The sequence below is a fragment of the Clostridium sp. LBM24168 genome (genome assembly GCF_052953915.1).
In genome coordinates, this window is record NZ_CP196861.1 from 3,054,180 (window position 1) to 3,070,888 (window position 16,709).

At 30.7% G+C, this 16,709-nt stretch carries 11 protein-coding genes and 1 other annotated feature; of the genes, 9 read left to right on the top strand and 2 right to left on the bottom strand.

Annotated elements, in window-relative coordinates; translation table 11 throughout:
• Nucleotides 1-176 precede the first annotated feature (176 nt).
• From nrdD to ACSVC9_RS15265, 3 genes are read left to right on the top strand one after another with little or no spacing between them, the layout of a single operon-like run.
• Nucleotides 177-2,282 (top strand): anaerobic ribonucleoside-triphosphate reductase, encoded by a 2,106-nt coding sequence (nrdD, locus tag ACSVC9_RS15255; RefSeq protein ID WP_446898254.1) that lies wholly within the window; start codon nucleotides 177-179, stop codon nucleotides 2,280-2,282.
• 17 nt (nucleotides 2,283-2,299) lie between these two features.
• Nucleotides 2,300-2,809: an anaerobic ribonucleoside-triphosphate reductase activating protein gene (gene nrdG, locus ACSVC9_RS15260; RefSeq protein ID WP_446898255.1), complete on the top strand. Its 510-nt coding sequence runs from the start codon at nucleotides 2,300-2,302 to the stop codon at nucleotides 2,807-2,809.
• A 24-nt stretch (nucleotides 2,810-2,833) separates the two neighbouring features.
• Nucleotides 2,834-3,199, top strand: coding sequence for an ArsR/SmtB family transcription factor (locus tag ACSVC9_RS15265; RefSeq protein WP_446898256.1), 366 nt, complete (start codon nucleotides 2,834-2,836; stop codon nucleotides 3,197-3,199).
• Nucleotides 3,200-3,232: 33 nt separating this feature from the next.
• Here ACSVC9_RS15265 and ACSVC9_RS15270 read toward each other — a convergent pair whose 3' ends face one another.
• The gene (locus ACSVC9_RS15270; protein ID WP_446898257.1) at nucleotides 3,233-3,868 is read right to left on the bottom strand and encodes an MBL fold metallo-hydrolase; all 636 of its coding nucleotides are present in this window, start codon (nucleotides 3,866-3,868) and stop codon (nucleotides 3,233-3,235) included.
• 150 nt (nucleotides 3,869-4,018) lie between these two features.
• Between ACSVC9_RS15270 and ACSVC9_RS15275 the strand changes: the two genes are divergently transcribed.
• From ACSVC9_RS15275 to ACSVC9_RS15300, 6 genes are all read left to right on the top strand, one after another.
• Nucleotides 4,019-5,617, top strand: a complete 1,599-nt coding sequence (locus ACSVC9_RS15275; protein WP_446898258.1) for an N-acetylmuramoyl-L-alanine amidase — start codon at nucleotides 4,019-4,021, stop codon at nucleotides 5,615-5,617.
• A 64-nt stretch (nucleotides 5,618-5,681) separates the two neighbouring features.
• Nucleotides 5,682-5,913, top strand: a binding site (T-box leader).
• 58 nt (nucleotides 5,914-5,971) lie between these two features.
• A complete protein-coding gene (gene ileS, locus ACSVC9_RS15280) occupies nucleotides 5,972-9,076 on the top strand; it encodes an isoleucine--tRNA ligase (protein ID WP_446898259.1) in 3,105 nt (1,034 codons plus the stop codon).
• Nucleotides 9,077-9,265: 189 nt separating this feature from the next.
• Nucleotides 9,266-10,264 carry a LacI family DNA-binding transcriptional regulator gene (locus ACSVC9_RS15285; protein WP_446898260.1) on the top strand — a complete coding sequence of 333 codons (999 nt, stop codon included), beginning with the start codon at nucleotides 9,266-9,268 and terminating at the stop codon, nucleotides 10,262-10,264.
• Nucleotides 10,265-10,326: 62 nt separating this feature from the next.
• Nucleotides 10,327-10,932 carry a DedA family protein gene (locus ACSVC9_RS15290; protein ID WP_446898261.1) on the top strand — a complete coding sequence of 202 codons (606 nt, stop codon included), beginning with the start codon at nucleotides 10,327-10,329 and terminating at the stop codon, nucleotides 10,930-10,932.
• A 212-nt stretch (nucleotides 10,933-11,144) separates the two neighbouring features.
• Nucleotides 11,145-15,233, top strand: a complete 4,089-nt coding sequence (locus ACSVC9_RS15295) for an AAA domain-containing protein (protein WP_446898262.1) — start codon at nucleotides 11,145-11,147, stop codon at nucleotides 15,231-15,233.
• Between the two features lie 117 nt (nucleotides 15,234-15,350).
• A complete protein-coding gene (locus ACSVC9_RS15300) occupies nucleotides 15,351-16,418 on the top strand; it encodes a mannose-1-phosphate guanylyltransferase (protein WP_446898263.1) in 1,068 nt (355 codons plus the stop codon).
• A 49-nt stretch (nucleotides 16,419-16,467) separates the two neighbouring features.
• On the opposite strand, the gene ACSVC9_RS15305 is transcribed toward ACSVC9_RS15300, so the two are convergent.
• Nucleotides 16,468-16,707, bottom strand: a complete 240-nt coding sequence (locus ACSVC9_RS15305; RefSeq protein ID WP_446898264.1) for a GIY-YIG nuclease family protein — start codon at nucleotides 16,705-16,707, stop codon at nucleotides 16,468-16,470.
• Nucleotides 16,708-16,709: the final 2 nt, after the last annotated feature.

Consider the following 16,709-nt stretch of genomic DNA (forward strand, 5'->3'; position numbering starts at 1 on the left):
ATATAGTTAATTATTCTAAAAAGTATAATTTCGTAATTAAAATAAGATATTTGAAGGCAGGTTTAACTTAGATTTGTTAATTGATGTATGTGGCATTTTATATAAATTGATATTCCAGTAATTGAATAGTATAATTACATTGTTACACAATATATAGTATTTAGGAGGAGCATTGTATGCTACATGTTGTAAAAAGAGATGGAAGAAAAGTAGAATTTAATTCTATTAAAATAACTAATGCCATAAAGGGATCTTCTGATGAAATAGGTTATGATCTAAAAGAAAGTGAATTCATTGATCTAACTCAGAAGGTTATAAGGCACATAGAAAATTTAAATTTACAAGAAATAAATGTAGAGGATATACAAAATATAGTTGAAGAAGTCCTTATGAGAAGAGGATATACTGAAATAGGGTTTGCATATTCCAATTATAGAAGGGATAGAAACAATATAAGGGAAATAAAGTCAGAACTTATGAAAGCTATTGATAAAATAGGAATAGAAACAGATAGAGACAATGCAAATGTTGGAAATAATTATAGTTCTAAACTTCTAAGAATAGCAAGCGAATCAAATAAATGGCACAATTTGGCTAAAATGCCGAAATATTTAGCAAAAGCACATGAAAATGGAGATATATATTATCATGATCTTGATTCTTATAATTTAAGTGTTAATTGTCTGCATATACCTACTAAAGAGATACTTTTGAAAGGATTTAATACTGGTTATGGATATATTAGATATCCTAAGAGGATAGAATCGGCGGCTGAACTTTCATGTATATTACTTCAATCATCACAAAATGATATGTTTGGGGGACAATCTCATCCGGATTTTGATAATGATATGTCCATTTTTATTGAGCCCACTAGACAGGAAATAATAAAAGATTTAAGAGAGCTGGAAGTGGGAGAAGATAAAATAGGTGAAATATCCGAAAAAAAGCTTAGAAGAAGCATAGAGCAAGCTATGCAGGGTATAATTTATAACTTAAATACCATGCACTCCAGGGCAGGATCTCAGGTTCCATTTAGTTCTATTAATTTAGGTATACCTAGGACTAAAGATTCAGCACTTATATGTGAAGTATTTTTGACTGAATATGAAAAAGGACTTGGACAAGGTGAACAGCCTATATTTCCAAACATAATATTTAGAGTAAAGGATGGTGTCAACAAAAAAGAGGGAGATCCATATTACTATCTGTTTAGAATTGCCTGTAGAGTAGCAGCAAAGAGAATGAATCCTACTTTTATGAATATGGATGCTAATTTCAATAAGTTTTATTATGACCAAGGTATAATTCCATCAACTATGGGATGTAGAACATATGTATGTTCTAATGTAAATGGTGAGGCTGGTCCAAAAGGAAGGGGAAATATAGCTCCGACAACTATTAATCTTCCGAGAATAGCAATTATATCTAAGGGAAATTTAGATAAATTTTTCAAACTTTTAAATGATAGGTTGAATTTATCAAAAGAATCTTTAATTCATAGATATAATACATTAAAGAAATTAAAAGTGAAAGATCTGCCTTTTGTTGCAGGACAGAAACTTATGAAAGGAGCTGAAGATTTAGGAGAAGAGGATTCTATAGAACCAATATTAAAACAGGGAACATGGGCAATAGGATTTATTGGACTTGCTGAGGCACTTAAAGCACTCACGGGAAAGCATCATGGAGAAAGTGAAAAAGCAAGAAAACTTGGACTGAAAATTGTAAATTATATTAGGGATTATACTGATAAACTAACAGGAGAGACCCATCTCAACTGGAGTTGTTATGCTACTCCTGCAGAAGGTCTGAGTGGCAAATTCATAGCTAAAGATAAAAAAGTATTTGGGGAAATTAAAGGGGTTACAGATAAAGATTATTATACCAATTCTTATCACGTACCTGTAAATTTTCCTATATCCATAAAAAATAAAATTGATATTGAAGCACCTTATCATAAATTATGCAACGGAGGACATATAAGTTATATAGAACTTGATGACTATCCATCGGAGGATGTAGTTTATGATATAATAAATTATGCTTATACTAGAACCAACATAAGCTATATAGGTATAAATTTTCACATAAGATACTGCAAGGACTGTGGAACTTATGTACATGATGAAAATATTTGTCCTAAGTGTGGAAATAGTAATTTTCAGGGTATATCGAGAGTTACAGGTTATCTTTCATTAGATGAGAGGTTTGGAGAAGGAAAAGTGGCGGAGAGAAAAGATAGAATATCACAGTCTACAGGGAAAAGAATTTATTTTTAAAAGTAGGAGAAAATATTATGAAAGATAAATTTGTTAGATTGGCGGGAATTGCTTACGAAAGTCTGGTAAATGGACCTGGACTTAGGAGAGTATTTTTTGCTCAAGGATGTGGACATAATTGCAAAGGTTGTTTTAACCAATCCACTCATGATTTTAAAGGTGGCGAATTAAAAAATATAAATGACCTAGTTCAAGATATTTCTGAGAATCCTATGATAAAAGGAGTTACTTTTTCAGGTGGAGATCCTTTTTATCAAATAGAGGCTTTTGGCTATATGGCTGAAAAGATTAAAGAACTAAAATTAAATATATGGTGTTATACAGGGTATAAATTTGAGTATATACTTGATAATATGTCTCAAGGATCCGGTATGAATCTCCTTAAAAATGTAGATGTACTTGTAGATGGAAAATTTGATAAAGATAAAATGGGTGCCTCACTTAGATTTAGAGGATCCAGTAACCAGAGGATTATAGATGTGCAAGCAAGTTTAAATTCTCAAAGCATAATATTAATGCAATTTTGATACTTCATATAAGGAAGTGATATTATGGAAAGTAATTCAGAAATAGAAGTCTGTTCTTGTAATGAAATTCATGAGGAATGCATAGATATTGTTAAGAATAGTATGCTTCCCGAGGAGATTTTTTTAAAATTATCTTCTCTGTTTAAAGTTTTAGGAGATCATACTAGGATAAAGATAATATATGCTTTGTTTAAAAAGGAATTATGTGTGTGTGATATAGCAGCTGTGCTTAATATGAGTCAATCTGCTATATCACACCAGCTAAGTATATTAAAGTCATCACATCTTGTAAAGTTTAGGAAAGAAGGAAAACAAGTATATTACTCTTTGGATGATCAACATATAAATCAATTGTTCAATGCGGGTTTGGAGCATGTAGAACATAGCTAGAAAAATACCTGTGTAAATTTTACACAGGTATTTTTACTTTTTATATTCTAATATTTGAACTTTATTTGAGCATGTTAGTTTTTCCTTTAGGTTTAAGAAGTTAGAACTTACATTCTCAACATTTTTCATATGTTTCAAGAAGGTTTCAAGACCATCCAATTCAAAAGATAAAAGAGGAGTTTTATAATGCATAGGTATTACTATGTGGGGATTTATTGCAGAAGATACTTTCGCAGCTTCTTTACCATCTATAGTAAAATTACCGCCTACGGGAATAAAAAGTACATCTATGCTTCCTAGTGCTGAAACTTCATCTTCTGATAATACGTATCCTAGATCTCCAAGATGGCAGACTCTGTAGTTATCTATTTCTATTATAAAAATTGTATTTTTACCTCTTTTAGCACCTTTTATCTTATCATGATAGGATGGTATACCTGTTATAGAAATGTTCTCAAAATTAAAATGTCCTGTTTTGTCTATAATATTTTTACATTTTATTTTTTCAACATAATCATGATCAAAGTGATGATGGCTTATGGTTACAATATCGACATCTCCTTCAAATATTTTGTAACCTATCGTAGTATCAAAAGGATCTGTTAAAATTTTTGTACCATTTGAACTTTCAAGTATAAAGCTGGAATGGGCAAGATATGTTATTTTCATAAAGATTACCTCCTACTTTAGTTTTACAAGTATTATAACATATTTCAAATTTGTAATTAGAAAAATAACCTTTTAGAGTATAATTCTAGTAGATTTTATACTATAATAAAAGTTGTATTAAGCTAATTATGTTGTGAAAGAGGTGATTGTTTGAGAAAAAGTAATTTCTATAATATTTTTGTTATTCTAACTTTTATATTTCTTTTCCTGGTTTCTTTCAAATGCAGTGTGTATGCAGCAAGTAATTATAATGGAGCAACTATAGGAAATAATGTGGAAATTAACAAGGTATGGAAGATAACTTTTAATAAGGAATTAGATGAAAGCAGCGTAAATAGTTCGACTATAGTGGTTAAAGATTCAGGTGGTAATATTGTTCAAACTAATTTGACTGTTGAAAATAATAGATGTATTGTAGATATTGCGCCAGTTGGGAATTACCAATATGGACAAGCATATGACGTAACTGTTAAAAGTGGAGTTAAAACTGCAACTGGGAATATACTAGAGAAAGACGTAAATTTAAAGTTTTATACAAAAAAAGATGATTCATCTAATAAAGATAATTTAAATAATAAATATACTGTTACAATCGATGCCTCGCATGGTGGAGATGACAGTGGGGGAATATCTGATTCAGGAATAAAGGAGAAGGATATAAACCTATCAGTTGCTTTAAAAACAGGAGAAATATTGAAGAAAAATGGAGTGAATGTAGTTTATACAAGAACTGGTGATACGCAAAAGGATACACAATCTCGTGTAGATATTGCAAATAAGGCCAATTCCAATGAGTTTGTTAGTATACATACAAATGCTTATTCGTATAATAAGGATGTAAAAGGAATAGAAACATACTATTCAACATCTGCTCAATCTAAGGATATAGCTGAAAGTATTCAGAAACAACTTATAAGTTCTACAGGTTCCATAGATAGAGGTATAAAAGAGGGCCAATCAAATCAAGATTTGTTAAATGAATCGAAAATACCTTCTGCTATGGTATATTTAGGCTTTATGACAAATCAGTCAGAAAGCAGTCTGATGGCTACTTCAGATTTTCAAGATAAAAGTGCTAAAGCTATTGCAAATGGAATTTTAGCTTCTTTAAAGCTTATAATTCGAGATCCTGCTGAGAATCAGAATAAACCGCAGACTCCAAATAAATCTTCAAATTCAAATAAACCTGTAATTGTACTGGATCCAGGTCATGGAGTAGGTGATGATGTAGGTTCTAGTGGAAATGGATATCAGGAAGACGATGTTACATTAAGTGTAGCATTAAAAATTGGTGAAATATTGGAGAAAAATGGAGTAAATGTAATTTATACGAGGAGCAAAGATGAGAGAAATACAAGTTCTCTTACTGTTATTCAAAGTCTTCAGAGAAGATGTGATACTGCAAATAATTCAGGGGCCAAATATATGGTGTCTATTCATACAAATGCCGTTACCAGTAATGCAGCGGAAGGTACTGAAACCCTGTATTATTTAGGAAATAGTGAAGGTCAAAGATTGGCTTTACTTATACAGCAGAATCTTGTGAATGCTATTGGAACTTACAATAGAGGCTTGAAAGACGGCAGGTGGCTTTATATAACAAAAAATACGAAAATGACTACTGTGCTTACAGAATTAGGATTTCTAACAAATTCTAAAGATGCATCTATTTTAGGGACTGATGCGGGCAGACAGAAAGCTGCCCAGGGGGTAGCCAATGGCATATTAAAGGCATTGGGAATGTTATAAAAAGTTGACAATAAAAAGTGTGTATAATATAATAGTAAGGAAATTATACAATATTGATAGTTTATTGAAAGCTTTGACCAGGAAAAGTACTCTAGTTTTATCGCTAAAAGAGAGCAAATGGTAATGGTGGAAATTTGCCGGAAGACTTGGGGAATATCACCTGAGAGTTAAAAATCTGAACAACTAGAATCATGTTTATTAGGTTTTTTCGTATTTCTGCGTTAAGGAGTATAATATATTTATGTTTTAAAGTTTTATGTCATAGGTGGTACAGCGAATTCAACTTCGTCCTATTTTAGGGATGAAGTTTTTTATTTCACAAATAACTATATATGTAGAAAGGAGAGTTAAACTATGTATAATAAGATTGATAATTCCAGGAATTTTATTGACAGAGAAAAAGATGTAGTAGATTTTTGGAAAAAAAATAAAATTATTGAAAAGAATTTCGAATTAAATAAAGATGGAGAGTATTTTACTTTTTATGATGGTCCGCCAACTGCAAATGGTGATCCCCATATAGGGCATGTTTTAACAAGAGTCATGAAGGATTTTATAATAAGATATAAAATTATGAAGGGCTATAATGTATTGAGGAAGGCAGGATGGGATACCCATGGGCTTCCAGTTGAACTTGAAGTTGAGAAGAAACTGGGCATATCTGGTAAGCCTCAGATAGAACAATATGGAGTGGAAAAATTCATAAAAAAATGTAAAGATAGTGTATTTACATATATAAGTGAATGGAGAGAAATGTCTGACAGAATAGGTTTCTGGGTAGACATGGATAATCCATATGTAACTTATCATAATGATTATATAGAATCAGAATGGTGGGCATTAAAAAGGATGTGGGATAAAGGATTATTATACAAAGGATATAAAGTAGTTCCCTATTGTCCGAGATGTGGAACTGCACTTTCATCCCATGAGGTTTCCCAGGGTTACAAGGATGTAAAAGAGACATCGGTATACGTTAAATTTAAGCTTAAAAACTCTGACAGATATATGCTTGCATGGACTACTACGCCGTGGACACTTCCTAATAATATGGCTCTTGCAGTAAATAAGAGCTATGATTATGTAGAGGTAGTAAACAAGGATGAACACCTGATACTTGCAGAAGCTCTTCTTGGAAAATTGGAGGAGGAATATGAAGTAGTAAAAAAGTTCAAAGGTGAAGAACTTTTGGGCCTGGAATATGAACCAATGTTCAACTTTGCTAAGTTTAAAGGAAAAGCTCACTATGTTGTACACGGAGATTATGTAACGCTTACAGATGGAACAGGTGTAGTACATACGGCTCCAGCCTTTGGTGAAGATGACAGCAATGTATGTAAAAAATACAATATACCTGTTGTAAATTCTGTAGATACTCAGGGAAAATATAAGGATGAAGTTATTCCATGGAAGGGATTGTTTGTTAAAGATGCAGATCCTAAAATAATAGAATATCTAAAAGAAAAGAATATTCTTTATAAATCTGAGAAATTTACTCACTCCTATCCATTCTGTTGGAGATGTGATACTCCACTTTTATATTATCCAAGAAAGACATGGTTTATAAAGATGTCCTCCATGAGAGAAAGTCTAGTAGAAAATACTAATAACACCAATTGGTATCCTGATAATATAAGAACGGGAAGATTCGGTAAATTTGTTGAAGGTGTAATAGACTGGAACTTAAGTAGAGAAAGATATTGGGGTACACCACTTCCAATATGGGAATGTGAATGCGGACACAAAGAATGTATTGGAAGCATAGAAGAGCTCAAGGAAAAGGGGATTAATGTTCCGGAAAATATAGAACTGCACAAACCATATATAGATAAGGTTAAATTGAAATGTCCTCACTGTGGTAAAGAGATGAAAAGAGTAACTGAAGTTATAGACTGTTGGTTTGATTCTGGTTCTATGCCATTTGCACAGCATCATTATCCGTTTGAAAATAAGGATTTATTTGAAAAAAATTTTCCGGCACAATATATAACTGAGGCAGTGGACCAAACAAGAGGATGGTTCTATACTCTTATGGCTATATCTACAGTGTTATTTGACAAGAGTCCATTTCAAAATTGTATGGTATTGGGCCATGTATTGGATAAGCATGGACTTAAAATGTCAAAGCACAAAGGTAATGTGCTAAGTCCAACTGTAGTTCTAAATAATGAGGGTGCAGATGCTACAAGATGGTACTTTTATACTTCCAGTGCACCATGGCTTCCTTCAAGATTCTATGAAGAGGCAGTACAGGACAGTCAGAGAAAGTTCCTAGGTACACTTTGGAATGTATATTCATTCTATGTATTATATGCTAATCTTGATAGCTTTAATCCACTTGATTATAAAGATTTTACATCTGAAAATGTGATGGATCAATGGATTATGTCAAGACTAAATTCTCTTATAAAGGAAACTGAATATCATTTGGACCATTATGAAGTTACTCAGGCAGCAGTAAACATAGGAGAATTTGTTGACAGTCTTTCGAATTGGTATGTAAGAATAAATAGATCCAGATTTTGGAGTTCCGAGTTGACGAATGATAAAATAGGAGCGTATATTACTTTATATAATGTGCTTACTGTACTCACTAAAATTACAGCACCATTTATTCCCTTCGTATCAGAAGAAATTTATCAAAACTTAGTAGTAAATTTGGATAAAAATGCTCCTGAAAGTGTACATTTATGCAGATGGCCTCAATATAACAATGGTATAATAGACGAAAAGCTGGAAAATGATATGGCAGAAGCTTATAATATAGTTAAGCTTGGAAGAAGTGCTAGAAATACAGCCAATATAAAAAATAGGCAGCCTCTTTCAGAGATGCTGGTAAGTTTGGAAACACTTCCTAACTATTATGGAAATATAATTAAGGAAGAACTTAACATTAAGAATATAGAATTTGGTGCAGATTTATCTAAATATGTAAATTTTGATATCAAGCCTAATTTACCCGTATTGGGAAGAAAGTATGGAAAGCTTATACCTGATATAAGGAAAAAAATATCTTCCATGAATCAGATGGAACTTGCTCAAGATATAAAAAGTGGAAAATCCGTTGAAATTGAAGTAAGGGAACAAAGAATAAATTTAAATTCTGAAAATGTACTTGTTACAATGCAGGGATTGGAAGGTTTCGCATTTGCAGGAGAAGGTACAGTAGGAATAGTTCTTGAAACTACAATAACAGAAGAACTTAAAGAAGAGGGAAACTTGAGGGAGATATTGAGTAAAATTCAGAATCTGAGAAAAGAAAGTGGCTTTGAAGTAGCTGACAATATAAAATTGTATGTTGCTGGAAACAGCTATCTTGAAGGTATAGTTAAAAAATTTGAAAGTCAAATAAAGAAGGAGACATTATCCTTGAAAGTAGTGTATGGTGAGGATAAAAAATATAATAGTTATAAGATAAATGGGGAAAGTTTCAAAATTGCAGTAGAAGTAATTAAATGATTGAATTTTTACATTTTGGTTGAGCAAGTTATAATTTTATTTTCTATAATTGTAACTTGCTTTACATGTAAAGATATAATTTTATTATATATATTATACTAAATTATTAAAAATAGTATAAACTAACTTGTAATAGTTTGATTTTATAAGTATAATTATAAAAAGAAACCGAATTGGTAGGTGAGTGGAATGGCAGCATCAATTAAAGATGTAGCTAAGGAAGCGGGTGTTTCTATAGCTACAGTTTCTAGGGTGTTAAATGATGTAGACGTTGTGAATGAAGATACTAAAAAAAAGGTATTAGAGGCTATATCAAAATTAGGTTATAGACCTAATATAATAGCAAGAAGTCTTAAAACTCAGAAAACAAAAACAATAGGTATAATAATACCGGATATATCAAATCAGTTTTATCCTGAAATTGTAAGAGGGGCAGAGGATGTAGCTAATATATATGATTATAATATAATGCTTTGCAATACTGATCTTGATTTTGAAAAGGAAATGGAATATTTAAGAGTTATGAAGGAAAAGATGGTGGATGGCATTTTATATATGAGTGCTTCCTTGGAGCCAGCTATTTTGGAACTTATAAAACAACTTCAGCTTCCAATGGTATTGGTAGAAACTGCAAGTGATGAGGAAGATATTCCTAGCGTTACTATCGATAATAAAAAGGCAGCTTATGATGGAGTGAATTATCTGATTCAAAAGGGAGATAAAAAAATAGCATATATAGGTACTCATAAAGATGAAGCAAATGCTAATGCCGTAAGGTATATTGGGTATAAACAGGCACTTGAAGATAATAACCTGAAAGTTAATAGTAATATTACTTATTTTGCTTCATTAAAAGCAAAGGACGGATATGATGGTATAAACGAGATACTGGATAAGGAAAATATAGATTCTGTTTTCTGTTGTAGTGATGAAGTTGCTATGGGGGCTATAAATGCACTTAGAGATAGAAATATAAAGGTGCCTGATGATGTAGACGTAGTAGGATTTGGAAATATATATTCTTCAGAAATATTCTATCCTAAAATAACTACAGTAGCACAGCCATTGTATGATATGGGGTCTGTAGGAATGAGAATGCTTATAAAGATAATAAATAAAAAAGATGTTGTTACCAAAAAATATGTGTTAGGACATGATATAATTGAAAGGGATTCTTGTAAAAAATAATTCAATTATTATTTTAGTTGGTCAAATGTAATGAAATGGGAACTATTGGGAAGGAAAAATTTATGGTAGAAACATTAATAGGCCTAGTTATTGTTGCACTGGATAAAACAGGGTACATAGGAATTTTTATTGCAATGGCATTGGAAAGTGCATGTATACCTATACCTAGTGAGGCTATATTACCTTTTGGAGGATATTTAAGTTTCTCTGGGAGACTAAATCTGTGTGCTGTTATAGTATTTGGAACTTTAGGTGGAACTTTTGGATCATGTATAGCTTACTATATAGGTAAGGTTGGAGGAAGACCACTGGTGGAAAAGTATGCGGATAAGCTTAGACTATCTAAAGCTCATATTGAAAAAAGTGATTATTACTTTAATAAGTATGGAGAAAGTATAGTATTTTTTTCAAGATTATTGCCTATAATAAGAACATTTATTTCACTCCCGGCAGGGATTAGTAAAATGAATTTTAAAAAATTTACGGTATATACGCTTATAGGATCATCTATATGGAGTGTTATATTGTCATTTGCAGGGTATAAAATGGGTGAAAGTTGGACATTAATACGTCAATGGTTTCATTTTGCAGATATAGTTTTGGTAATTATAGTAATCTTACTAATAGTATATAAGTTGCTTGTAAGATTTAGAAGAATAAAAGCATAGGTACATTTTAATTGAAATAAAAGAGGATTCATGTTACAGAAATTTAGTTATTCTTGTAGTGATTCTCTTTTTTTAATGTTTTTTGTAGATTTAATCTGAAATTTGTTTAACGATTTTTTTGTATGATTTACAGATTGATGGTATAATTTAACATAAAAGGGAGTATATTAATTAGGTTAAAGCTATTTCATTTATTTGAATAGGAGGAGAATATGAGTTATAGAGAAAAGGTAGAAAAAATATTTTTATATCTATTGAGTCTAAAAAATATAAATGAAAAAACTATAAGAAGTGTATACGATTATGATAAATTATACTGGGAAGAGGAATTTTCAAATTTGCAAGGATGTGTTATAAATAAAAATCCTACAAATGACTTATGGATAGATATAAATAAAAAATGCGGTAAACTATATGATGATTTTTTTAAATTATATCAGGAAAATGAAAAACGAGGAGAAAATTTTGAAATAATATGTGGATATGGATTGCTATCGTGGAAATTAAATAATGAGAAAATTATTCATCCAGTACTTGAAACAAGGATGAAAATAGAATTTAATGCATTGAAAAGAGCTTTTAGCCTAGTCCCTTCAGGAAAGACCAAATTCCAATCAACTATATTTGAGGATTTGGAACAAGATAATTTGGAAGATATATTCAAACTTGAAGATAGAGTTAATAATATGAATCTGGACCCAAGGGTTAAAGATGAGACTAAGGAAGTATTTTCTGATATAATTTCCAGTCTTGGCAATTCAGGTAAAATTGAGGATGGATATTTTTCCAAAGATAGAATTAAATTTTGTGAATTTCCTGTATTATATAATACTTTTGTTGTATTTGTAAGAAACAATAATATGAAGTTATGGCAATCTGAAATTAATGATATATTGAAAAATATAAAAAATGGTTATCCTATACCTGAAACTGTTAAGGCTTTGGTTGGCGAAAACAGTGTAAATGAAAAGGATAGTCTTGAGGATAGAAAAGATTGGGAAAAGATATCCAAACGAGTATTATTTCCACTACCTGCAAATTCTGAACAAAGAGAGATAATAAAGAGAATATCGGAAAATTATGGGGTAGTAATGCAAGGACCTCCAGGTACAGGAAAGAGCCATACTATAGTCAATTTGATATGTCACCTACTTGCATATGGTAAAAGAATACTGGTAACAAGTCAGACGGATAGAGCATTAAGAGTGCTTACACAGAAGATGCCAGAGGAAATAAAGCCACTTTGTGTAAGCTTACTAGGAAATGATTCGGAATCCTTTAAGGAATTAAATGAAACGGTGAGAAAAATAACAAATAACTTGTCTTTAGATACTAGAAATATATATAAGGATATAGAAATATTAAAACATCAATTAAATTCTTGCACAGATAACCAAAAATCACTTTATAAAAAATTAAAAGAAGTTCAATATATAGAAAGTGAGACTATAAATTATTCAGGTCAAAAATATAGTTTGCTGGATATAGCAAAATGGGTTAAGAAAAATTCGGATAAATATTCATGGATACATGATACTATAAGTATAAAAAATAATATGCCAATTTCAGATGAAGAATTTGATTTACTAAAAAACTTATTGGGTGAGATTAGTAAAGAAGAAAAATGTAAATTTGATAGTATAAAAAGTATAATAGAAAAATTACCGGAAGAACAAAAAATTTATTCTAAAATAGAAGAATATAAAAAATTAAAACCAGCTTATGAGAAGTATAAAAATAATGTAAAGGATTGGTATGTACCTCATAATGATAGATGTAACTATGAGGAACTTTTAAAAGCGGCTGTGAATTGTAAAGATAATGCTATTCAGCTTAAGGGAACAATGTGGGAAAACATATTCAAAAATTATAATAAAAATGAAGTTGTAAAGCAGAACTTTAAGGATTTATACTACAAATCATCAAATTGTATGCTTATGATTGCTAAAATATCAAATGAACTTAGAAGTCATGAAATCCAGCTTCCGGAAGAAAATATGGATAAATTCCTTAAAAATTTTAATACAATATATAAAACCTTAGAAGATAAGAAAAAGATAGGAAAATTGTTTAGAATAATCCATCCAGAATGCAATTATATATTTTTTAGGTGCAGTGTAGATGGAAGACAGATCTCTAATATGGATCAAGCTATTATTGTGAAACTATTTCTCCAGAAAAAGTCTATTTTGAGAGAATTGAAAACCATGTGGAATAACATAATTAAAGATTATAAAGAAGATGATGTTGCCGATGGAATGAATATACTTGAAATAGAAGAAAATTTGAGAAAGTTGAAGCTTATTGTAACATGGGAGTCAGATTACAAGCCAAATATTCTGGATAAATTAGGAAAAATAGCACTTCCAAAATCTATAGACTGGTATAATATAGATACCTATTATTATTTGATTGATTGTATTGAGAGCTTAAAAAATATAAATGAATATAATGAGACAAAAACATATTTGGACAATTTGAGTAAATTTATGATGATTGTGAAAGGAGATATAGGGAAACAGTATGAACTAGAGAATTTATCTTTAGATGGTATAAATTGTATTGTAAGTGAGATGAAAAGTATAAATGTAATCAAGAAAAAAATATACAAGATAAATGAAATAATGGATAAACTAGGAAGAGTATGCCCTGATACAGTGGAAAATATAGTGAGAGATTGGGATAAATCAAAATATATGTGTGTTGATTTTAGCAAAGCATGGAGATGGTCTCAATGGAATAACCTGTTGCAAAAACTTAATAGACTAAATCCAGAAAAAATTGAAGAAGACTTGGAACGGGAAAAGATTAAAGAAAAGCTTATAATAAAAGAGCTAGTAGCTAAAAGTACGTGGTATAATCAAATACTTCACACAACGGATCTCCAAAAAAGAAGTTTGTTTTCCTGGATGCAGGCTGTAAAGAGAATTGGCAAGGGGAGAGGAAAGATGGTGGCCAAGTACAGGAAGATTGCACAAGAGGAGATGGAAAAATGTAAGGAGGCTATACCGGTATGGATTATGCCTTTGAATAGAGTTATTGAAAATATAAAGCTATCTAAAAATCTATTTGATGTTATTATATTTGATGAAAGTAGTCAGAGTGATATATTTTCTCTATGTGCTCTTATGAGAGCCAAGAGAGCTGTTATCGTAGGAGATGATAAACAAATAAGTCCGGAAGTAGTAGGAGTGGATAGTAAAGTTGTTTCAAATCTAATAAACAAATATCTAAAGGATATACCTGATAATCAATGGTTTGATCTTCAGACAAGCCTTTATGATACTGCACTTAGAATGTTTCCGAATAGATTGATGCTTAGAGAACATTTTAGATGTGTTCCAGAAATAATAGGATTTAGTAATGAATTGGCATATTCAGGTAATATAAAACCACTTAGATATCCTACATTAAAGCAAACTTTTTATCCACCTATAAAAACCGTTAGGGTGGATGGAAAAAGGGATATTTCTAAACCTATAAATAATATAGAAGCGGAAGCATTGGCAAATAAAGTCATAGACTGTTGCATGGATAAAAGATATGAAGGAATGACTATGGGGGTAATATCTCTCTTGGGAGAAGCACAGGGAAATTTAATAGAAAATATACTTAGGAAAAAATTAGGAGCAGAGGAGATGATAAAGAGAAGAATTATATGTGGAGATGCCTATTCATTTCAGGGGGATGAAAGAGATATAATGTTTTTATCCATGGTAATTTCTAAAGATGTAAAATTTGCTTCTCTCTCTAGAGATGCAGATATAAGAAGGTTCAATGTAGCTTCCAGCAGGGCTAGAAATCAAATGTGGCTTTTTCATTCTGTAGATTTGGAGGATTTGAGTAAAGAATGTGTGAGATACTCTCTATTAAATTATTGTATGAATTACAATAGTTTTAACATAAATAGAAAGAAAGTGGATCAGATGTTTCAATCTGATTTCCAAAGAGATGTGTATAATATTATAAAAAATAGAGGATATAAGGTAATTCCACAAGTAAAAATTGGCAGATATAATATAGATTTCATGATAGAAAGTGAGAGAAGTAGAATTGCTATTATATGTGAGGGAGATGGTTTGAAAGAAAAGTATAGTTTCAAAGAAAATATAGAAAGGCAGCTGGATCTTGAAAGGGTCGGATGGACTTTTTTGAAAATAAGAGGCAGCGAATTCTATTTGCAACCTGAACTTGTTATGAATAGAGTATTTAAAAAATTAAAAAATTTGGGAATAAAAACACATAGACTCAAAGAGGAAAACCAGCAGGATAATAGATTAAATAATCTTAAAGTTGTATAATTAGTTTAAATTTCCTGCATAAGTTCACAACTATTATTAAATGGACATATACTATAGTGTTTTATAAGTAACTATTTATTGAAAGTTATTTTAAAGTAATAATTAGGGGGAAATTACTTGTTATATGCATTAATCCTGGCTGGTGGAAAGGGTACGAGACTCTATCCTCTGTCGAGGGCTAAAAATCCAAAGCAGTTTTTAAGAGTTGTAAACAATAAAAGTTTTTTAAGAAATACTGTAGATAGGATTATTCCTTTGGTAAATAGAAGAAATATATATATTATTACCAATGAGGAATATATAGCTAAGGTACAGGAAGAACTCCCTGATATAAGTAAAGATAATATATTTGCAGAGCCTAAAAATAAGGAGACAGCTACATGCATTGGATTTTCAGCAGTAAAACTGCTCAAAAAAGATGCAAGTGCATCTATGATAATTCTACCGTCAGATCATTATATAGGAGATCAAAAATTATTTATAGATACTATTAATCAGGCAGTAGAAATTGCAGAAAAAAAAAGAGGGCTTGTAACTATAGGGGTTAAACCAACTAGACCAGAAACAGGTTATGGTTATATAGAAATGGGGCAGAGAATAAATGCTGCTATGACTAGCTTTAAAGTTGAGAGATTTTTAGAAAAACCAAATTTGGAAGTTGCAAAAGATCTTATAATGAAAGGAACTTATCTTTGGAACAGCGGAATGTTTGTGTGGAGGGCAGATGTATTTTTAAGAGAAATGCAGAAGTATCTCCCTAAAATGTATAAAAGTATGATTTCGATTTATGAAAGCTTGAATACAAAAGAAGAGACGAAGGTTATAAAAAAACAATATGATATAATTGATGGTATTTCTGTAGATTTTGGTATAATGCAGAAAACCAGAAAGGCTTACGTAATTAAGTGTGAGTTTTTATGGGATGATATGGGAACATTTACTGCTCTAGCAAGGTTTTTAAATAACTACAAAGGTAATAAAATAAAAGGAAATACATTTTTGGAATCAAGTGAAAACTGTACTATTTTTGGAGATGGGAGGTTTATAATAGCTTTTGGAGTCAAGGATCTTATAATTATAGATTCTGAAGATGTTTTACTGGTTATGGATAAAAATAAAGATCAGGAAGTTAAGTATCTGGTAGATATTCTAAAAAATGAAATGAATTTAAAAAGGTATCTGTGAAAAATAATAAATAATAGACCATGTAGTTAATAACAAGCTGTATGGTCTATTATGATTGGATCAATTTAATTTTTTCATTTCTGGATAGAGTCTTTATTTCGTGTTCGCGTTTCAGAGCATCTTGTTTTGTAATATATTCTTCAAAGTAAACCAATTTCACAGGAAGTCTTCCACGTGTATATTTTGCTCCTTTGCCATTATTGTGGGTCTGTATTCTTTTCTTTATATTGTTTGTATATCCGGTATAAAATGTACCGTCAGAACATTCTAATATATAAATATAATTCATTA